We start from the raw sequence: 21713 nt of genomic DNA on the forward strand, positions 1-21713 counted from the left end.
TCCTTTTGTTGCACCTTTTTAGCGATACTACAAAATCTTTTATCTAATAATATTCACTCTTATTAATCATAATTTATACTTCAGATATTTATATAACTTAAATTAAAACAAAACCCCAAAATTAGTAGTCCCTTCTTTCTTTATTTATTAAAAAGTGTTTTTAATAAAATATACCCATTTGTAAGGACTCCCTGACAAAATTATAAACTTTGCTTATTTTTATAAAATTTGGTGTATTAATACATCTTTCCTAAATAAGACTGCCATAACAGTTAATGTAAGTTTTTACTGCGCTTAAAGCACCACACCTGCCTGGTTTTTAAGCGTACTTAATATACCAATCTCAAAACTCATTTATGTACATCAAATTAGCACATAGTTTACTTTTTACATTTACATCAACATTATTTTTCTTTTTTGATTGTATTAAATCTAAATGTACCTTATACACTCTTAATACTTCATTTATATATCTTTTTTATAATTATTTGTTATTTTATACCATACTGCAGCTTCAGATCAAAAATATTCCTTCATTTCTTCGTTATGATACACTTTCATAATATCAGCATGTATTTTTCCCCATGTACTTTTATAAATTCTATCTTCAAATCGTTAGAGTCAAAAATGTTAGCTAACCATAAATTCCCAATTAAATTTCTATTGTTATCCATTAAATGTACGCCTATATTACTATACATATTTTTGTTAGATTTATCAATTGACTACCACGTTCCCTATAATATTTCTAAAACATTGGGAACAATAGTATCATCAGAATCTAAAGGCAAAAACAGCTCCCCCGTTTGCTATATCTAAAGCTCTATTTTGTGCAATATATTTTCCTTTATTTTTTTAGTTTATATACTTTATTGAAATGACGCCTTCTTTTATAAACCCCTGAACAACAAAATTTGTATCGTCTGCTGATCCATCATTAACAATAATCCATTCAAAATTTTTATACGTTTGTTTTTTGAGAAAATGATAAACCTGCAATAGATAATTAGCTCTATTGTAAGTAGAAGTAAAAAGCACTAAAAGAATAGCTCATATAGTAGTCTTCCTTCCATTCGTTATCGTTCTGTTATTTTTCATTTTTTCCCTAAAAAAGAATAACACAAACAACATAATACTCCCCATTAAAGAAGTTCTTGATTGGAAAATTTGCATATTACATGGTAAATACATTACTGTAATAATCATTTGCACATATAATACAGCTGTAATAATATTCCCATGTTGTCCAAAATCATCTTCCAAATGTCTAATAAAAACTCCCATAACAAGCAAAACAAAAGGAACTAGCCACATAGAAACCGCATTGCCAATCCATGTAAAAGCAGATGGCCACCATTGTCCATTTAACCATCCAAATTGCGTTTCAATTCGTGCATTGTATGTCAAATCAGCTAAATTTAATCCTAAGTATTGATCAGCATATTCCATTAGTGACCTTGAAAATCCTAATAAATATGTATTTTTAAATGGTAACTCAAGAGCAAACGCTAATCCCGTATATCCATGAGAGATATACAACCCTATTTTATCAATTAATAAGCTTATGGTGCTGTTTGAACCAAAAAGCAAATAAAATATATTGTTTTCTCTAATGGAAGCTAAAGAACCATATGGATTTATTAAATTACTTGTAGTAACGCTATTACGTAAATTTTGAATAACATTAAATACAATAAGAAATGCTATAATAATACATGTTACTCTTATAATACCTTTTCTGTTTTTACGATGTGCACTCGTTGAAGTATTAACAGCATTTTTCAATAAAGTAACCCCTAAAAACGCGATTACTATATCGCCAATATTTTTACTCATCCCCATATTTAATCCAGCAACTACGTCAATAAAAATTGTTAAAGCAAACATAATTTTATCAATTAATGGCATTTTTTTATAAAACATAAAGCCTATCGGATAAGCAAATAATGTAATACCCCAAAAAAGAGTCCTAATCTGCATAATAAGTATACTAGAATTAAAAGTAGTATCTAATCGAGCATAATAATTGTCACCTAGTAAAGAAAAAACATTGCTAATACTAAAACGATTAAAAAATACTATTACCCAAACAATTTGAAAAACTATAATAGAAATTGCGCTAATCCAAAAAAGCATTCGAATACTACTATAATCTACATCAATCTCCGGATAACTTCTTGTAAGGCCTCGCCGAAGAATTCCTTTTCCTTTCCATGAAAAAGAATATCCTATATTTAAAAGTAAATAGCAAAGAAATATATAAAGCAAAAGCTTAGGATATGAAGGAATATTCCACCTATATCTTCCCAAGCAATAATATATTATTGATATCAAGAAATATATATTGAAAATTTTTAAACTGTTTTTTTTCAAATAGTTTCTCTTTCCCTTCTACATTAATTTCTATATTATCAAACAATAATATCTATAAATTTACTCATTACTTCTTTGTAACTTCTATAATCAAATGCTCTAGCAGCCATATTATAAGCGTTTTCTCTCATTAGTTCTCTTTTATGTTTTGAGAAATTTAATATTTTCCTAATTGCAGCCGCACACTCTTTAGGACTTTCATTGCGGCATACTACTCCTGTATCGGAATCAATAATATATTTTTTTAAATCACTAGTATAATTTGCAATTACAGGTGTAGAACATGCCATACTTTCTCCAACCTTTGTTGGAAAACCAGCGTTAGCATAGCGTTCATCAGGACGTAATAAAATTGTAAAATCCGAGGCAGCAATTTTATTTTTAACTTCTTCATATGGAATTTTTCCATGACAAAAAATAGTTGATTGATAATTACTTAAATACTCCTGATTTATTCCCAGATTCACAAAATTTTGTCTAATAGCACCATAAAAATGAATTTCAATTTTATTAATTTCTTGTTTAGTTAAAAATTGCAAAGACAAAACCACATTTTTAATATAATCCTTTTTTGCAGGAACCCCTGCATAAGAAATAATTATTTTCTTATTTTCTATATGCGATAAATGCTGATATTCTGCTATATCGAGTATCGTTGGAACTACAATTACATTACAATTCCGAGCCTGATAATAATCACCTAAAAATGTGCTTATTGCTATAATATTTTTCATTCTAACATGAATATATTTTAAAGCAATTCGATTTTGTATAAAACGTAATTTTCCAAATAGCCCACAAAACAACTCATTGTTTGCATCATACCATTCAACAGCATTAACAATTAATGGAACTTGGTTTTTATTTGAAAAATCCAAAAAAATCTTTGAATAATTAAAATATATATTAGACAAAATTATAGCATCAAACCGACAATTCCTAAATTCGTTATTCAAAAATACTCTAATTGATTTTCTCAAATCGTCTATTCTTTTTATCGCTTTTATTCCAGAATAATTTGATGCTCTTAGCATTCTATATTCAATAGAATTATAATTTCCATTAAGTTCAATATTTTGATTATATGCAATTCCCACAAGACTCACATCAATTTGAAGCTCTTTTAATATCTTTGCAAAAGCAAAAACTCTTGTTGCATTAGCACAACTATTTGGCAATTCAAAGTTTGAAAATAACAATACTCTCATATTTACCTCATTGTAACAGCTCATCAATATATGATTCCCATTGTCTATAAACTTTATCTGGATAAAATTGTTCTGCTCTCTTTCTACTTTCACTTCTCATTGTAGTTCGTAATAAATCATCTGATAATATCTTTTCCAATGCTAAGGACATTGATTTAACATTATTACAAGGTACTAGCAAACCTTGATTTTTATTTTCTAAAAGGATTCTTGGTCCGCCGCATGGGCAGTCTGTAGCTATAATAGGTATTCCTACAGCCATTGCTTCCATTAAAGCATTCGGCATTCCTTCATAATCAGAAGATAATATGTAGACAGCTACTGAAGACAAACGTATTTCAATATCATTGACAGTCCCCCTCAAAAAGACCTTATCTTGCACTTTTAACTCATTTGCAAGATGATAGAGATGATTTTTTAATTCCCCTTCTCCATAAAACGATAATGTATACTCCGGATATTTATTGCATATTAAAGCAAATGCACGAAGCGCTAATTCTGGATTTTTTTGTGCAACTAATCTGCCCACGACTGCAATTTCTTTATTTTCCAACTTTCTTTCTTGATTATAAAATTTTGTAGCTACTGGGTTAAATATAATCTTTGAGCGTTCTCTTAGTTTGTCCGAAAAATACATAGCCGCATCGTTGGTCTGAAATATACATCCATCTGATAAACTAAATACAATTCTAGATACATACTTTTTTATACCGTTTCCATATTCTTTATATGGATCATTACGAACAGATACAATTTTTTTTGTTTTCATCCCTATTGTAGAAAGTAAAAGCCTATAATTTGGCGGTCCCATAAACGATATAACGGCATCCGGATTATCTTCCCATATAAGCTTTCTCAATTTAAACATCATAATAATATTTTTTAGCAGCTTATTTTTGATATTATTCTGCAAATAAACTCGATGTACTTTTCTATCTACAGCATATTCTTTTTTATTACAAGGAATTACATCATTTATCAGCGTAACCTTAACATCTTTATTAACAAAATATTTTGTAAGATTCGCCATTACTCGATTCGCGCCGCCCATTTGCATAGAACCGATATAAAACATTAGTCTTTTCATCTTTTCACCCATTCAAAGCAAGAAACATTCTTCTCATTTCCCATTTATTATTTCGTTATAAAGAGAAACGTAATTTGAAAACAAGACTTTTGAAGAGTAATAATCATTAACGACCCGGATATTCCTTTCTGAATAACTTTTTCTCAGTTGTGGATTCTCCATATTTTCTATTGCCTTCACAATAGTTTCCGTTTTGCTGTTACAAACTGTTATTCCTCCCTCATTTCCAATCATATCCCCATTGGCTGCCCAATCAGTTACAATACAAGGTAGCCCACTTGCCATTGCTTCCAATAAAGCCATAGAAAATCCTTCCCCTTTAAACTTTGACAAAAACATAAAAACGTCCGCCTTTTTTAATTCTTCCTGAACCTCTTTTTTAGTTTTAATCCCAGTAATTATAACATTAGGCACTTTTTTAGCCGCATCAATAACATCCTGTTCAGGATTTCCTACTAATTTAAATATTATTTTTGGAAATTCTTTTGCTACATTAATGATATCTAATACCCCTTTACTTTTGATCACACCACCAACATATAACACAGAAAAAATATTTTCATTAATAACATGTGACTTAACAATTTCTTGTTCTTCAACAAAATTAGGAATCACTTCAATTTTAGTTGTTGTTATTTTTTCTAAATATTTTTTTGATTGGTCATTTAGCACAAAAATGCGGTCACTTTTTTTACATATTTTTTTTATCATAAGATTCCATAATATCCCTTTTTGAGTGTTTGGAACTGTACAATGGAAATTTATAATAAATTTTTTCTTTTTATTTTTAGTTATGCATGCACAAACATATTCTCTTAACATGGATAATGTTGACGACGGAATGCATGATTGTACAATATTTATATCATTTTCTTTAATCTGTAGAGAAAGATTTTTCCATATGCCAAAACATCTTTTAACTTCGTCATTAAATTTATGTTTAGTATTATTTCCAAACATATCTCTATGACCAATCATTTTTTCATCAACTAAATAATACTGACACCCATAATCTTGACTTATATTTAACATTCTCAATGTCCATGTTGCTATACCTCCAACTGGTGGTGGTGTAGCAGCCAACAATACTACCTTCATCCATTATTCCTTTCTCTTCCAAACCGTATTTATTCTTTTTTGTATTACAACTGACTCACTTGGTACGTCTTTCGCAATGATTGAGCCCGCTCCAATTATACTATTATTACCAATTTTAACGCCCTTTAAAATTATACAGCCTGCACCTATCCAAACATTTTCTCCAATTTCAATATCCTTTGAATAAAAATCTCCATTTGCATCATGGTCATGATCGTATATACATGTATTAGGTCCTATTGATACATGCCTCATTAATTTAATATTTCCATGAGCTACAATTAAACAATTTCGATTAATAAAGCATTTATCTGCTATACTAATAGTCCCATTTGAGGCGTGTATTTCTGTATTAGCTCTCACTGCAGATCCATATCCAATAGAAATACTAGATTTCTTTCCTTCCGTCCTAATATGCGCAAATGGACTTACAAAATTTATTGGATTTGCTTTAATTCTATTCCCCAATATTATTCTAAAAAATAAAAATATTTCTGAACATATTATTTGTAAACTAAATCTAATTTTTTTCATTACAAAAAATGCTCCATGATTATTTTGTAGCTCAGTTCAACGTTATACATTTTTAATAGAAAATTATATTCTATTTCTTTCATTGAACTCAACTCTGTATTTATAATTAATTTTATTAATTTATCAAATGAAGTAATGTCATTGCTTTCACACCACCATCCATATCCACCATTAACAATTATTTCCCCAATATCTGTATTTAAATCTGTAACTGCCAGCACTGGAATTTTTGCCTGCATATATGATAACAATCGACTTGGGAAATTTGGAATTGTAAATCTATGATTCAAAAAGATCAGCCCAATATCACACGCACCAACCATAATGTCATAATCTTCTTTAGGAAGCCTTTTCATTAATTTTACATTTAATGGTCTATTATTATTAACATAATTATACAATTTGTCATATTCTGTTCCATCACCAACTATTAAGAAAAACACTTCTTTATTATTTTCCTGACTTACTAGGCATTGGATTAGGAAATCTATCCCTTGAGGGGCTCCTAAATTTCCTCCATATATAAACACTTTTTTTCCTTTTGGAATCCCATATTTACTTCTAATATTATTTCTTGTTTTATTATCTACACTCATATCTACTACTTCAACACTGTTAGGACAAACTTCAACTATTTTAGGATCTAATTCTTTATTATTTTTTATTACATATTCTACATTTGCAGGGCTCATACATCCAATATAATCTGAAATTCTATATAATTTCTTTTCCTTGTTTCTAAAATACTTATAAATCAGACCTTTTAATCCAGATTTACTGAGTATTCCTATATCAACAGAATTTTGCGGGAAAATATCTTTTAACAATAAATATGTTTTCGCATCATCTCTACGTTTAATGTACTCAATAGTATTACAAAACGTAATAGGAGGCGTCGAATAAATAACTAGATCAAATTTTACATTTTTGAAAAATCTTTTTATTCCTCCAATAAATTCATTGCCTATTTTAAGCGTAGAACACCCTTTTTGAATCATGTTATTTTGTGTAATATTCCCAATCTTTAGTTTTAGTATTGTTGCGTTTGGCAAACTTATCATCCTAGTATTCTGTTTTTTCCTTTTCTCCGAAGGTGAAATAACAAATATCTTATGCCCGTTCTGAGCAAATTTGCGCAATAAATCTGTATATATCGTCCGTTCATCAATTGAATTAAAATCCAAAAGTGTTAAAAATAAAATATTCATATTATATCCTTTATGCTCTATATTTGGAAGGAATCTGAACACAATGCATTGGAAATCGACTTTTTTCTCAATGTCACAAAGTTATTATACTCTGCTTTATAATTCGCCTTCAAAACATACTTCCTATATGTTTTATCTAAATATAAATAACAATTTTTATATATTACTTTCTATTTATCCTTCATACAATACATAAAAATACATTATATTATTCTTAATTTCAGTGATTATCTTAGAAAAATAATATTTATGTTCTATATTACTACAGTTCATATTAAAATAACAAATGTCTTAAAAACTTGAATACATCTATATATTCTATTACTATTTTTAATGTTGGATAGCATTCTTACTACTATCAACTGAATGTACAAACTTACCGACAAGCTTTCGCGAAATGGTGAAAAAACAAAAGCATTACTTACTACATACAATTTACTTACATCAGTTCTATAACCAAGCAACTTTACTTGGCCGGGTATTTCTCAGCCAACTGATCTAAATGCTCCTTCTTATCACCTATACCGGCGATGGCATAGTCATAAATGTCTTTTCCATTTAATCTAAGTTTACGCTTTTATGACCGTTTCATTGTTTTTATTTTAATCCAGTCCACCTACAGAAAATAGCAAAAGCACAATTGGGACACGTCATTCTCTGAATGCTTTACATTTTTCAACTATGATATTTTAAACTCCTCTGCATCTATTCCTACACCTGACAACATAGCAGACTTCCTTCGCTTTCATTTTCTCCTGCGTCAGCGCATAGTCCTCTTTATTAATCGTTATCAAAACTTCGATCCAATGAGGACACGGTTTTTCAATGGAGCACTTTTATACTATGAGCTATATAAATTGCTTTTAAATTTTCCCCCATTGCCGATAGCAATCTGGAATTTCGCTCGTCGCTTCGTTGCAAGCAATACCCACAGTATCCCCACTATTCAACAGATTTTGGATAAGTGGTTGAAAGAAGCGCATTGTCATCCCAACAGTAGTGACATATAATAGTTTCATTTAACGATCCCCATTATTTGTTGCTTTTAAAAATCTTGCTGGGACCCCAATATAAATACCCGGTTTTCTAATGTCATCCACCACAACCGCACCTGCACCAATAATAGTATTACTTTCAATTCTTCTGCCCTGAATAATCTGTGCTCCTGTTCCAATTTCTGTACAAGAATTGATCGTTGTAGTTCCTGATACGTTCACACTAGGATATAAGGTTACAAAATCCTCAATAATAGCGTCATGTCCAATAGTGCAATCAAGGTTAACTATCACATGATTGCCAATAGTAATATCAGTAGTAATAATATTGCCAGCACATATTATACAACCTTCCCCTACTGATACTCGTTTTGAAATTAAAGTACTGGGATCAATAAGCGTAGCATATCTCGCTGGAATTAAGGAATTGATTTTCTGAACGATTTTCCGTCTAACTACGGCGCAACCTATAGCACAAACATACCAAGCATTAGGGTATTCACTTGAGACTCCGCAGCCCCCAAGTACCGAATACCCTCCAATCATTTTTCCCTTAAAATCAGGGTTGTCATCAATGAAGCCTAACAAATTCCATGTTGGCGAGGCTTCATTCATTCGTTCCGAAAGCCATGCAATTTCTCTCCCAAAGCCTCCTGCGCCGACAATAATAAGGTCTTTCATATTGGGACTCCTCTTTCATGCCACAATCGTAGCTGGTGTATCCTGCATTTTCATTCATGTATATTTATATTACCAACGCCCACTATAAAACTCCACTTCATCTTAGTCTTGTTTTGCCATCTCAGTATTGCTAATTACGACCGAATCATTTGACTTTTAATTATTGAAAATTCTATTATCGTACCTCAAGATTTTTGGTGACCGCAGTAACAGCTCTAACATGCCAATGTCTAAGATAACTATGTTTTTACACATTGGCATGATTCTTTGTCCCTTGAAATTTCATCATTGTTGCCGCATTCTCATGATTGACCCCGTCCCGCTTAACAGTCTTCCATATTGTCTGAAATACAATTTTAATATCAAGCAAAAAAGATATATGATCCACATACCAAACATCTAATTCAAACTTGTCTTCCCAACGAATTGCATTGCGACCATTTACCTGCGCCCAGCCGGACAATCCCGGTCGAACCTTATGACGTTGTCTTTGACGCTGATTGTACAAAGGGAGATACTCTACAAGTAAAGGTCTCGGTCCAATTACGCTCATATTGCCCTTGAAAATATTCCACGCTTCTGGCAACTCATCAAGACTAGTACTACGTAAAAATTTACCAAACTTAGTCAATCGAATAGCATCCGATAATAAATTACCATCCACGTCCTTATCGTCAGTCATAGTTCGAAACTTATAGAGTGTGAAAATTTGCTCCTGCCCAGTTTTTGGATTAATCTTTCCTGGACGTTTCTGCTTAAAAATTACTGGACTGCCCAATTTTATACGGACAAGTATTGCAATAATAGCATAAAGCCAACAAAACACAATCATTGCTAACAATGCACAGACAATATCTAGGATTCTCTTTATGTATTTCTGATACACCGCAATAACACCTCAAGTATTAAAATAGCCCTTTGATTACGCCAATAACCCTCTTCATATCCTCATTGGTGTTTTTAATATCACTGGGCAAACACAAACCATGTTCAAAAATTTCACCACCAACAGAAAAACTATTCTTGTTCAAAGTAATAAAATCTCGATCCGCAAACACCGGCTGGAGGTGCATAGGTTTCCAGATCGGCCGACTTTCAATATTCTCGGCAGCTAATGCTTCCATCACATTGCCGGGTTTCACATTGCTTTTCATTGGATCAATGGTCATGCATGAAAGCCAGAAGTTCGGCTCACTGCACGCCAAATAAGGGTTCATAGAAATTGCATCAATATTAGCAAATGCTGCCTTATAGGTTTCATAAATCTTCTTTTTTAGTTGACGGTGTTCATCCAAATGGAGCAGCTGCCCACGACCAATCCCAGCAACAATATTGCTCATGCGATAATTGTAGCCAATTTCTTTATGCTCGTACCACGGAAAAGGCTCTCTTGCCTGGGTAGCCCAAAAACGAGCTTTTTGAATTGCCTGCTCATCATTTGACAGCAGCATCCCGCCACCGGAAGTTGTAATAATCTTATTGCCATTAAAACTAATCACATTATACTGACCAAAAGTACCTGCTTTTTTTCCTTTATAAGTAGCAGACAAACTTTCAGCCGCATCTTCAATCATAATGGCATGATGTACATCGCAAATAGAACGGATCTCATCTAATTTTGCCGGTGTGCCATATAAATTTGCAACAATCACGCATTTACACGCAGGATATTTTTGAAAGGCCTTCTCTAAAACCTTCGGATCCATGTTCCAAGTATCTCTCTCACTATCAATAAAGACTTGTCTGCCATTTTCATAGGAAACCGGATTTACAGTCGCTGAAAAAGTCAAATCGGAACAAAAGACAATATCTCCAGGTTTTACTCCAGCTAATTTTACCGCTAGATGCAGCGCCGCCGTTCCGGCAGATAAAGCTGCAGCAGACTTAACACCAAGATATACTGCCATCTCTCTTTCAAATTCATCAACATTTTTTCCAAGCGGTGCAACCCAATTTGTATCAAAAGCCTCTTGGATGAATTTTTGTTCTTCTCCATGCATGGTCGGAGACGAAAGCCAAATCCTATTTCCCATTTTCCTACATCTCCTGTCTTTTTGTCTAGTTAGTATATTAGAACCATTTTTACAATTCATAAAGTGACTAAAGTATACCATGATATTTTTCCGTCGTCAATATTTCACAAAAATCAATCTTTTATATCGTTTTATTTTCTATTATTCTTATAGTTTATTCAGAAAAAGACTACCACAGACCTTTTTGAAAGCTAAAAAAGGAATCTATCCATTTTAACAAAATACCGCAGCTTTATCTCTTCGACGATTGATCTTTTTTCTTTTGCTTTCTTCCCAAAGTAATATGTATCAGCAAAACGCCAAGTAAAAATCCAGTAAAATCAATCCAGATATCCCGAACCTCACCAGAACGACCAGCAGTAAACAACTGAATGGTTTCGTCAATCAGCGCAGTACTTACTCCACAAAGGAAAATAGAGACCCAATTCTTTTTAAAATCATACTGGAATAAAACTAAAGTTTCCATTCCCAAAGCTGCGAATTCGGTTGCGTGTGCCACTTTTCTAAGCACTCCGTCACCACTAGATCCCATTTTATGATCAATCGTATGCCAAATCATATTCACTAAATCATTGACTTGCCCACTAAAGGCTCCTGACACTGATGCCGGAAGCAGTGAATTGCCCCAAATAAAACACAATGTAAAAATCAGAAAAATGATCAGCATACGATGATTTTTCAAAAAGCCATGCAATCTCATGCCCCTTTATTTCATCCCAATTGTTTTCTCGTAAGCTGCCGTCACAGCGCTCATTGCCGCTCCACGGAATCCTCTGTCCTCTAATGCACGCACGCCGGTAATCGTTGTTCCTCCCGGAGAACAAACTGCGTCTTTTAATTCTCCCGGATGTTTCCCAGTCTCAAGGACCATCTGAGCTGCTCCTAAAACAGTCTGTGCCGCATATTTAACGGCGCTTTTTCTTGGCACTCCTGTCTGGACAGCGCCGTCTGCCAAAGCTTCAATAAACATAAAGACCCACGCTGGTGCACAACCGGAAAGATTTCCGGCTGCGTTCATCTGGTCTTCCGCTACTTCTTCCATTAGTCCGGACTCTTTCATCAGAGAAAAATACTCCTGCATCTGTGCATCTTTTACAAATTCATTGCGTGCCGCAATCGTCATTCCCCGTCCAATTGCTGCCGGCATATTCGGCATTGTCCGAATAACCGGCAATTCTCTTAATCCGATGATTTCTGTATAGTCAGCTATTTTTTTGCCGACTACGATAGTCGTCAGAACTAACTCTCTTTTTTTCGATTCTGCCCGAACAACCGGAGCAATCTCTTCCAAGACTCCATTAATAACCTGTGGCTTTACACACAAAACAACATAAAAAGCGTTTTTGACCGCTTCCAGATTATTTTGCGCCACACAGCATCCCAATTGATCAGCAAGCTCCTGTGCTTTTGCAAGTGTGCGATTCGTAATCAAAACTTCTTTTGGGTCAACTGCTTTACAGGCAGCTTTTATCAAAGCGCCTCCCATATTCCCTGTTCCAATAAATGCAATTTTTTTCATATTCATTCCTCCAACAATTTTTTAATAAAAAAGCGGTACTGCGTGGCTTTTCTATGCCCGCAGATACCGCATGATTTTAAGCTGGTTCCGAACCGCCCTGCATCTTTGGGGACGTGAAAAACAGAGAAACCCCAATTCCAATTACTAAAGTAATGATTGCAGCAACCGTCTGTGCCTGTCCAAAAGCGAATCCGGATTTTAGATAAATAGAAACTGTAGAACCCAACACCAATCCTAAAATCGTAAAAAACGTTGCATTCGGATAGTGATGCAAACAATAATCGATCAACTTGCTTCCAAAAATCAGGCCAATTAAAATTCCAATTCCTACTGGAATCAAATAAGGAACATCCAAGTGTTTTACCGCGTTGATCACGCTGTAATAGGTCCCGAAAATGACCATCATCATACTGCCACTGATTCCGGGTAAAATCAAACAAACGGCAGCAAGACATCCTACCAAAGCAAAACGGACTGCCTGCACAGAGTCCATTACAATGATCTGGTCTCCAACACTATTATTCCGCGCCGAAACAAAGGTAAGAAAAATCATCAATGCCATCATCAAGAAAAAGGGAATCGTCGAAGTCTTTTTCCATTTCCCCTCGGTTGCACGACGATAAAGCATCGGAATAATTCCAATCACCAACCCCAAGAAGAAAAAATTGACCGCCATCGGAAAATGTTCCAATAGATAAGTAATCACAAAACTAAACCCAATAATTGCGCTCCCCATTCCAATCAAAATTGGGACGAAAAGCCGAATTGATTCTTTTAAGTTTTTACTAAAATGGCTCATGGTGCCGATCAATTTATCATAAATTCCTAGTAGCACCGCCATTGTACCACCACTAACGCCCGGAATCACTTCTGAAATTCCCATAACCACGCCGCGCAGCACATTTTTTACAAACTCCATGAAATCCTCCTATTATGGATTAAATGCGGGCAACCCCGCTTTTTCTCGCCGCTTCGGCAACCGCTTTTGCCACTGCTTTTCCGACACGCGGATCAAAAGCTTTTGGCAAAATATATTCGCTGCTAAGTTCCTCTGCCGGCACAAGATCTGCTAAGGCCTTCGAAGCCGCTAATTTCATCTCATCATTGATATCCCTTGCGCGAACATCCAACGCTCCACGGAAAATCCCCGGAAACGCAAGCACATTATTAATCTGGTTCGGAAAATCAGAACGGCCGGTTCCAACCACGGCAGCGCCAGCTTTGAGCGCCTCATCCGGCATAATTTCCGGAACCGGATTCGCCATTGGAAAAACAATCGGCTTTTCTGCCATTGCCTGAATCATATCCGGTTTCAAAACGCCAGGTCCGGAAACGCCGATAAAGAGATCGGCACCTTTTAAAGCATCTTTCAATTCTCCATGCAGATGCTCCTGATTCGTCACCTGGCTCATTTCCTGATGTGCCGGATTCAAATTCTCCATATCCTCACAAATGATTCCAAATCTATCGCAAAGAATCAAATCTTTTAAGCCAAGTCTCATCAGATGCTTTGCAATGGCGATTCCCGCGCTACCTGCCCCATTGATCACACAGCGAATTTTCGAAATATCCTTATGCACCACTTTGAGTGCATTGAGAACAGCCGCCCCCACAATAATAGCAGTCCCGTGCTGATCATCATGAAAAACAGGGATATCGCACAATTCTTTTAACCGACGTTCCACTTCAAAGCAGCGAGGCGCAGAGATATCCTCCAGATTGATTCCTCCAAAGGAGCCAGAAAGCAAATAAATTGTACGAACCAGCTCGTCCACATCCTGCGTTTTAATACATAAGGGAAAAGCATCTACTCCTGCAAATTCCTTAAAAAGAACGCATTTGCCCTCCATAACCGGCATACCGGCTTCCGGCCCGATATTTCCAAGCCCCAAAATTGCGGAACCATCTGTAATGACGGCGACCATATTCCACCGTCTTGTAAGAGAAAAACTTTTTTCCGGATCTTTTTGAATGGCAAGACAAGGTTCTGCTACTCCCGGCGTATAGGCAAGGGATAATGCTTTGCTATCTTTTACTTCTACGCGGGAACAGACCTCGATCTTTCCTCGCCATTGTTCATGCATACGCATGGCTTCCTGCTTCACATCCATCTGAAAAAAGCCTCCCCTATTTTAAATAGATATAAACTCTAAATCGTTGTTAATTGTAACAGATTTCGGCTTTTCCCGCAAGACAGTTTTCACAATTTTCAAAGTTCCTGCGTCTGAGTAAGATATTCTTCTGCCATATGTGCAGCAACTGCACCATCTGAAACAGCCGTGACCACTTGACGCAGCGGTTTTTTGCGCAAATCGCCTGCTGCAAAGACACCAGGTAAATTTGTTTTGGTATCCTCTCCTGCAGCAAAGTATTTTCCTTCGGTCAATTCGCACTCATTTTCAAAAAGGCCGGTATTCGGCAGATTTCCTACCGCAATAAACACGCCGCTGCAGGGAATTTGCTTTTCTTCTCCGGTGTTCTTATCCTTTACCACAACACCGCTTACTGGACTTCCCTCTATTTCCTTCACGGTACTGTTCCAGCAGAATTCCAAATTCTCTGCTTTTTTTAAGGATTCCCAATAAAATTTTCCGGCGCGCAGAGCATCACGCCGATGAACCATCGTCACTTTTTTACAGATTTTAGTCAAAAACAAAGTATCTGCGGCAGCGGTATCTCCGCCTCCGACCACTACGACTTCTTTTCCCCGATAGAACATTCCGTCGCAGGTAGCACAATACGAAACGCCCTTTCCGCGCAAAGAATCCTCATTCGGCAGTCCAAGAGAACGGGGAGAAGCTCCCGTTGCCAGAATCACAACTTTTGATTCGAATGTTTTTCCGCTAGCGGTTATCAATTTTTTAACCGATCCACTCAAAGAAACCTGTGTTACTTCTTCCAAAAGCGTTTCTGCACCAAAGCGTTCTGCCTGCTGCTGCATATTTACTGCCAAATCAAATCCGCCGATTCCTTCTGGGAATCCTGGATAATTATCAACTTTCTCCGTCGTTGCAATCTGTCCACCTGCTGAAAAACGTTCGACAACGGCCGTTTTTAAAGCCGCACGTGCACAATAAAGTGCAGCCGTATAACCGGCAGGGCCTCCTCCTAGCACTAAGACATCATAAAGCATCTTAATTTCCTCCACTAAAAATCTTTATTTATGATCAATAAATCAATAAATAATTCTATATAACTTCTATCATATCCAAAAAAAGTCCAAAATCAACCATAAAACGGCTTTTCTAAAAAAATTCACAAATTGATTCTTAGAAACTTTCGGCAAAAAAATACGCGTATAAAAAAATCGGTGCCGTAAAAAATACTTTTACGGCACCGACACAAAGTCTCATGAAATTATTTTGGAACTAATCAAACTTAAAACAAATGATATGTTGGATGATCTCCAAATTTTATGGGCGTTCAATTTTTGTGTTTTCAACTACTCGCAAGTCTCCAATCATTCTTATGTTGGTTTTAAAAACCGCCTTTTATCAGAAAGGCAAAAACTATGAACGGACAAGCGTTAGATCACATTAAACGAAAAAGAATCAAGTATCTCGTTTTTCTTTTCCTTTCTTGACGTTGGATTCCGAGTCGTCAATAACCTTGCTTTCGGACTCATTCCTTTCTGTCATAAAATAACGGAAAATAAAACTGAACTTTTTCTCCCCCTGATTTGTAGAGAAGCTTCTTTAAAATAGAAACTTAACGCCTACTTTTCGCGCTTTCCGGTTTCTACGGTCTCGCTCGATTTCTGTCGTTAAGTTTGAAAGCAAATAAAAGAGAAGCTTTCTTACAAATTGGAATATCTCAGCAGGTTGGCCCAACAGACTTTCCTGCCTGAGACTGTCCGACTGGCTCTATGCCCATTGGGCTCACCCCTTTCTAAATCTAAAATCAATTTTCGGCAGATTGTCGAATTCTTAAAAAGAGAAATCCAGGATGATTCTTCTGCACGGTTTCGTCTTGATGAACCCATTTTTGTAGATCCACTATTCTTGGATTCCGCTAAATCCTGTCCTGAACTTTATCTCTTTTTCTGATTTCATTATATGCAATAAAGTGTGTAATGTCAATACTATTTTTTTAAATTTTAAAAAATTTTTATATAGATTTGTCCATTCTGGTAAAAATTTCGATTCGTCTTGCTTTTTTCTGGAAAGAATGCTTTTCGTCTTGACTTCTCGATTTTGGCTGTGTACAATAAACAAGGATCAAATAATTATTTAAGAAAAAGCAGCGCCGAATTTTTCCGCTGCGGAGGATTTACACATGAATGATGAGTACGGCCCCGATCTGCTAACCTTAGTAGATGACGAAGGCAAAGAGCATGAGTTTGAGGTACTGGACGTTATTGACAACGATGATGGAACCTTTTATGCGCTACTGCCCACCTTTGAAGATCCGCAGCAGAAGTTGGACGCAGAAGGGACCTATTATATCTTCCAGTCTATCGACAATAACGGCGAAGAAGAGTTGGCAGAAATAGAAGATCAGGCTTTGCTTGATCGGCTTGCCTCTCAGTTTGAAGCTCATTTTGCTGAACTTTACGATGATGATGATGACGATGAGGATGAAGAGGACCATACGGAAGAATAAAAAATCTCCCTGCCTGGTGCGCGAACCTTGTGCATTAAATGACCCTACAATTTTTAATCGGGAGCCCAGCTCCAACAGTTGAGTGCAGACCTCCCGGCTTTGGCCGGAAGAAGGGAGCTAGAGGCTGCTGGGCGGGCACCCACCTGTCATTAGTAGGCAGGTCGTTTCAGCACACCTACGGCCAGGCGGGCTATTTTAAAAACCAAAAGCTTCTTTTTCGATCTTTCCGAAAAGAAGCTTTTTCTTTTTCGATTTTTATACTTTTCCGAGGAATCCCTTGCAGAATTTTTTATAATTCGATATAATAAAAAATGAGATAAAAATCCATTTCGGATCTTTGACAGGAGGAGTTTTGATGAATTATCAATTAATCACCGATTCCACTTCAGATATGAATGTGGATCTGATCGAAGAAATCGGCGTTTACGTTATTCCAATGGAATATGCAATGGATGGGAAAACCTATCACAATTATCCAGATTATCGGGAACAAAGCCCGCATGATTTTTACGATGCACTGCGCGCCGGTTCTTCTTGCAGCACAAATCAGATTAATCCGGATACCTTTCAGAAGGTTTTTACCTCTTATCTTAAAGAGGGAAAAGATATTCTTTATCTCTGCTTTTCCAGTGGGCTTTCCGGCACCTACAACACTGCCAGAATCGTTGCACAGGATCTTTCCGAAGAATATCCCGACCGTAAAATTGAAGTCGTAGACACAAAAGCCGCCTGCGTAGGAGAAGGACTTTTAGTCTATCTCGCCGGGCTCGAAATGAAAAAAGGCAAAAGCCTTGAAGAAGTGCGTGACTGGGTTCTTGCAAACCGCGATCACTTAGCACACTGGTTTACCGTAGATGATCTGAACCATCTAAAACGCGGCGGCCGAATCAGCGCAACTTCCGCTTTAGTAGGCACCATGCTCTCGATCAAGCCCGTTATGAACGTGGACACGAATGGTCATCTTGCGGTTAAGGAAAAAGTCCGCGGCCGCCGGCAAAGCCTGGATGCGTTAATTCGCCACATGCAGCAAACTGCAGTAAATCCCAAAGACCAAATTGTCTTTGTAGGACACGGCGATTCCTTAAAAGATGCAGAATATGTTGCGGATAAAGTAAAATCGACCTTTGGTACTTCTCGCGTTGTAATCAACAACCTGGGACCTGTCATCGGCTGTCATACCGGCGCCGGATTCGTCGCATTATTTTTCCTCGCAACTACAAAAGAATAAAAAGGCCGAATGAATATGAATTCATCTTATCAAATTATTACGGAAGCCGCCTGTGGTCTTTCACAGGATTCTCTCGAAAAAGCTGAAATTTTGGCAGTTCCTATGGGATTTAAAATTGGAGATCAGAATTATGACCAAGTGCCCGAAAAAGAAAATCCCGATCTTCATTCGATTTATCAACTACTGCGGACAGCTTTGTCTGCCGCTGCAGTCACCTTTGATACATCGGATCTGATTGAGTTTTTACGCCCTGCTCTTGCTCGTGGAAAAGATCTTTTGTATATTGGCGTTTCCGACGCTTTGGGTGAAACTTGGCACAACGCTACCCGTGCACTTGCCAATCTGCAGCGAGAGTTTCCCACACGTCGCATTGAAGCGATCAATTCCATGACATTGAGTGCCGGACAAGGAATTTTGCTTCAACATCTTTCCAAGCTGCAGCAAAAAGGCGCGTCCCTTTTAGAAGCAAAAGAATGGGCAGAATCGAATGTCCCTCATATTTATAGCTTGTTTGCCGTCCAAAACTCAGATTTTCTAGTCCGGTCTTTTAAAGGAAATTTTTCGAACCGCCAAAACCAAATTTTACAGATCACAGAAGGACAGCTTCTTTTTAAAGAACAAGCCGAAAATCGTCAAGAAATGGTCTCCTGCCTTTTGAAAAATCTGCAAAAAGCGGCATCGCTAAGCACGATTCAATCCGTTTCTATTGTTCATGCAGACTGTGAAAAGGATGCACAGGTTCTAAAGCAGATGATTCAAAAACAAAATCTAACAGATATGGTTTCTATCTCTTTCTTAGAGCCGATTTTTGGATGCCAGTTTGGTCCCGATACATTAGGACTTTTCTATGAAGCAGAATAGAAAATAGTTGAATTTAGATTAAAGCTTTAAATCAGCTCTCTGCGTTCGCAGAGAGCTATTTTTGTTTTGATCCACCAAACTATAGAATTCAGATATCTTTAAAAATCCCGTTTTACAATCGCATATTTAGCAGAAAAACATTTCTGCCAATCATTGTCTTAACTACTTTTTTGATTTATTTTGCTTTTATTGTGCTCATTGTTAAAAATTAAACGGATTTTTTGTACTATTTTTAGTTATTTCTTGCTTTGGTCACTTGATTCAAGTCGACTAATTCGCTACAATAAATAAGAAGAGATCAAATACGGGAGGTATTAAAAAATGCGGGATCAGCGTTTTTTGCAGCTCTTGAGCAAAACCTATCCCAACGCTCAGGCGGCAGCAGCAGAAATTATTAATTTGAAAGCCATTCTGAGTCTGCCAAAAGGGACTGAATATTTCTTCAGCGATTTGCATGGAGAACATGAGGCCTTTTTGTACCAATTAAAAAGTGCGTCCGGCGTGGTTCGCAAAAAAATTGATGAGCTCTTTGAGCAGTCGCTTCCAGAAAATGAGCGTGCGGAATTAGCCGCTCTGATTTATTATCCAAAAGAGGGACTTGCGAAAGCACATCACAAGCACAAGGATTTTACCGGCTGGAGCCGAGTCATTATTTATCGTCTAGTGGAAGTCTGCCGGGAAGCCGGCAGCAAATATACCCGCAGCAAAGTGCGTAAACGTACCCCACAAAACTTTGCCTATATTATTGACGAGCTCCTGCATGCAGACGGCGGCAGCAACAGCAACAAGCCTCATTATACTTCTGAGATTATCCGCGCAATCGTCGACACGGGTATGAACGAAGAATTTATTATGGAACTGTGTCTTCTGATTCAGCGTCTTCTCGTCGACCGCCTACATATTGTAGGGGATGTTTTTGATCGTGGCCCACACCCGGATTTAATTATGGATGCACTGATGGAGCGTCCGGATATTGACATTCAATGGGGGAACCATGATATTTCATGGATGGGCGCTGCCTGTGGAAACCGAGCGCTTGCCGCAAACGTTGTCCGTCTTGGCATCAGCTACAACAGCTTCGATGTTTTGGAGGGGGGCTATGGAATCAACCTGCGTCCGCTTTCTGATTTTGCGGCGCGCGTCTATCACGACGATCCCTGTGAACATTTTCAGCCCCATGTTCTGGACGAGAACCAATATGATCCGGTGGATATTCCTTTGGCGGCAAAAATGCACAAGGCAATGGTGATCCTTCAGCTAAAGCTGGAAGGACAACTGATTCACCGACATCCTGAATATCATATGGATGACCGGCTGCTTTTGGAAAAAATTAATTTTAAAGATGGCACAATCGAAATTGATGGCACCTGTTATCCCCTTTTGGATACCAATTTCCCGACTGTCAACCCTCACGATCCGCTCAAGCTAACACGAGAAGAGCAAGAACTTTCCAATTCTCTTGTCTCCTCTTTTCTTCATTCTCCAAGGCTGCAGGAGCATATCCACTATCTTTATTCCAAGGGCGGTATGTATCTGCGCATGAACTCCAATCTGCTTTATCATGGCTGCATTCCTCTTAATGAAGACGGCAGCTTTGCAGTCGTTAGCCTCGGAAACAAAGAGTATTCTGGAAAATCTTATCTTGATAAAATAGATTCGATTGTCCGCAACGCTTATTTTGCACCTGAAGGCAGCCACGAACAAAAGGATGCCTGTGACTTTATGTGGTATCTCTGGTGCGGCAAACTTTCTCCTCTTTTTGGAAAAAGCAAAATGGCCTTATTTGAACGAATTTTTATCGCCGATAAAAAAACACATAAAGAGATCATGAATCCCTATTATAAACATCTTGACACGCGAGATTTATGTGAACGCATTTTGCGCGAATTTGGGATGGACCCCTCCTGCAGTCACATTATTAACGGCCATGTTCCGGTTCGCCTAAAAGAGGGAGAATCTCCGGTAAAAGCCGGCGGCCTGCTTTTTATGATCGACGGAGGCATCAGCAAAGCATATCAAAAACAGACTGGAATTGGCGGCTATACATTTATTGCAAACTCCCGCTATCTGGCACTGGCACAGCATAAACCCCTTTTGCCTGGGCAGCTGATGGAAGAAACCAGCCCCAAGGTACAGGTGATCGAAGCGATTCGGCAGCGCATTACTGTGGGAGATACCGACACTGGCGTTGAGTTGAGAGAACAGATCGCTGATTTGGAAGAACTGCTGAAAGCTTATCGCAGCGGCCGCTTACAGGAAAAAATTATTCAATCAAAATAAAGTTTC

At 37.0% G+C, this 21713-nt stretch carries 19 protein-coding genes and 1 other RNA gene; 5 read left to right on the forward strand and 15 right to left on the reverse strand.

Annotated elements, in window-relative coordinates; genetic code table 11:
- Positions 1-855: 855 nt before the first annotated feature.
- The 15 genes from ACVS9P_RS10260 to trxB all read right to left on the reverse strand — a co-directional run bounded on the left by ACVS9P_RS10260 (position 856) and on the right by trxB (position 15869).
- Positions 856-1038, reverse strand: coding sequence for a glycosyltransferase family A protein (locus tag ACVS9P_RS10260; protein WP_452103442.1), 183 nt, complete (start codon positions 1036-1038; stop codon positions 856-858).
- A 12-nt stretch (positions 1039-1050) separates the two neighbouring features.
- Positions 1051-2373 carry a hypothetical protein gene (locus ACVS9P_RS10265; protein WP_452103443.1) on the reverse strand — a complete coding sequence of 441 codons (1323 nt, stop codon included), beginning with the start codon at positions 2371-2373 and terminating at the stop codon, positions 1051-1053.
- A 38-nt stretch (positions 2374-2411) separates the two neighbouring features.
- Entirely contained in the window at positions 2412-3581 is a 1170-nt protein-coding gene (locus ACVS9P_RS10270) for a glycosyltransferase family 4 protein (protein ID WP_452103444.1), read from the reverse strand.
- Positions 3582-3588: 7 nt separating this feature from the next.
- Positions 3589-4680, reverse strand: coding sequence for a glycosyltransferase (locus ACVS9P_RS10275; RefSeq protein ID WP_452103445.1), 1092 nt, complete (start codon positions 4678-4680; stop codon positions 3589-3591).
- 21 nt (positions 4681-4701) lie between these two features.
- On the reverse strand, positions 4702-5751 hold the full coding sequence (locus tag ACVS9P_RS10280; RefSeq protein ID WP_452103446.1) for a glycosyltransferase family 4 protein: 1050 nt from the start codon (positions 5749-5751) through the stop codon (positions 4702-4704).
- An 18-nt stretch (positions 5752-5769) separates the two neighbouring features.
- On the reverse strand, positions 5770-6300 hold the full coding sequence (locus ACVS9P_RS10285; RefSeq protein ID WP_452103447.1) for an acyltransferase: 531 nt from the start codon (positions 6298-6300) through the stop codon (positions 5770-5772).
- Complete coding sequence (locus ACVS9P_RS10290; protein WP_452104705.1) at positions 6300-7361, reverse strand: glycosyltransferase family 4 protein; 1062 nt, start codon at positions 7359-7361, stop codon at positions 6300-6302. The genes ACVS9P_RS10285 and ACVS9P_RS10290 overlap by 1 nt, the downstream gene beginning before the upstream one ends.
- A gap of 1166 nt (positions 7362-8527) precedes the next feature.
- The gene (locus ACVS9P_RS10295; RefSeq protein ID WP_452103448.1) at positions 8528-9184 is read right to left on the reverse strand and encodes an acetyltransferase; all 657 of its coding nucleotides are present in this window, start codon (positions 9182-9184) and stop codon (positions 8528-8530) included.
- Positions 9185-9431: 247 nt separating this feature from the next.
- Complete coding sequence (locus ACVS9P_RS10300; protein ID WP_452103449.1) at positions 9432-10070, reverse strand: sugar transferase; 639 nt, start codon at positions 10068-10070, stop codon at positions 9432-9434.
- 19 nt (positions 10071-10089) lie between these two features.
- Entirely contained in the window at positions 10090-11217 is a 1128-nt protein-coding gene (locus ACVS9P_RS10305; protein ID WP_452103450.1) for an aminotransferase class I/II-fold pyridoxal phosphate-dependent enzyme, read from the reverse strand.
- 232 nt (positions 11218-11449) lie between these two features.
- Positions 11450-11899: a VanZ family protein gene (locus tag ACVS9P_RS10310; protein WP_452103451.1), complete on the reverse strand. Its 450-nt coding sequence runs from the start codon at positions 11897-11899 to the stop codon at positions 11450-11452.
- Between the two features lie 24 nt (positions 11900-11923).
- Positions 11924-12736: a pyrroline-5-carboxylate reductase gene (gene proC, locus ACVS9P_RS10315; protein WP_452103452.1), complete on the reverse strand. Its 813-nt coding sequence runs from the start codon at positions 12734-12736 to the stop codon at positions 11924-11926.
- A gap of 76 nt (positions 12737-12812) precedes the next feature.
- Positions 12813-13655: a DUF368 domain-containing protein gene (locus ACVS9P_RS10320; RefSeq protein ID WP_452103453.1), complete on the reverse strand. Its 843-nt coding sequence runs from the start codon at positions 13653-13655 to the stop codon at positions 12813-12815.
- Positions 13656-13674: 19 nt separating this feature from the next.
- Positions 13675-14847 carry an NAD(P)-dependent malic enzyme gene (locus ACVS9P_RS10325; RefSeq protein ID WP_452103454.1) on the reverse strand — a complete coding sequence of 391 codons (1173 nt, stop codon included), beginning with the start codon at positions 14845-14847 and terminating at the stop codon, positions 13675-13677.
- A gap of 98 nt (positions 14848-14945) precedes the next feature.
- Entirely contained in the window at positions 14946-15869 is a 924-nt protein-coding gene (gene trxB / locus ACVS9P_RS10330; protein ID WP_452103455.1) for a thioredoxin-disulfide reductase, read from the reverse strand.
- A gap of 1142 nt (positions 15870-17011) precedes the next feature.
- Here trxB and ACVS9P_RS10335 point away from each other — a divergent pair.
- The 5 genes from ACVS9P_RS10335 (at position 17012) to ACVS9P_RS10355 (ending at position 21707) form a co-directional block, all read left to right on the forward strand.
- Positions 17012-17338, forward strand: coding sequence for a DUF1292 domain-containing protein (locus ACVS9P_RS10335; RefSeq protein ID WP_452103456.1), 327 nt, complete (start codon positions 17012-17014; stop codon positions 17336-17338).
- Between the two features lie 3 nt (positions 17339-17341).
- Positions 17342-17534, forward strand: a non-coding RNA gene (gene ssrS / locus ACVS9P_RS10340) — 6S RNA.
- 159 nt (positions 17535-17693) lie between these two features.
- Positions 17694-18566 (forward strand): DegV family protein, encoded by an 873-nt coding sequence (locus ACVS9P_RS10345; RefSeq protein ID WP_452103457.1) that lies wholly within the window; start codon positions 17694-17696, stop codon positions 18564-18566.
- A gap of 15 nt (positions 18567-18581) precedes the next feature.
- The gene (locus tag ACVS9P_RS10350) at positions 18582-19427 is read left to right on the forward strand and encodes a DegV family protein (RefSeq protein ID WP_452103458.1); all 846 of its coding nucleotides are present in this window, start codon (positions 18582-18584) and stop codon (positions 19425-19427) included.
- Between the two features lie 321 nt (positions 19428-19748).
- Positions 19749-21707: a fructose-1,6-bisphosphatase gene (locus ACVS9P_RS10355; RefSeq protein WP_452103459.1), complete on the forward strand. Its 1959-nt coding sequence runs from the start codon at positions 19749-19751 to the stop codon at positions 21705-21707.
- Positions 21708-21713 lie beyond the last annotated feature (6 nt).

Source organism: Caproicibacterium sp. NSD3 (genome assembly GCF_053613275.1).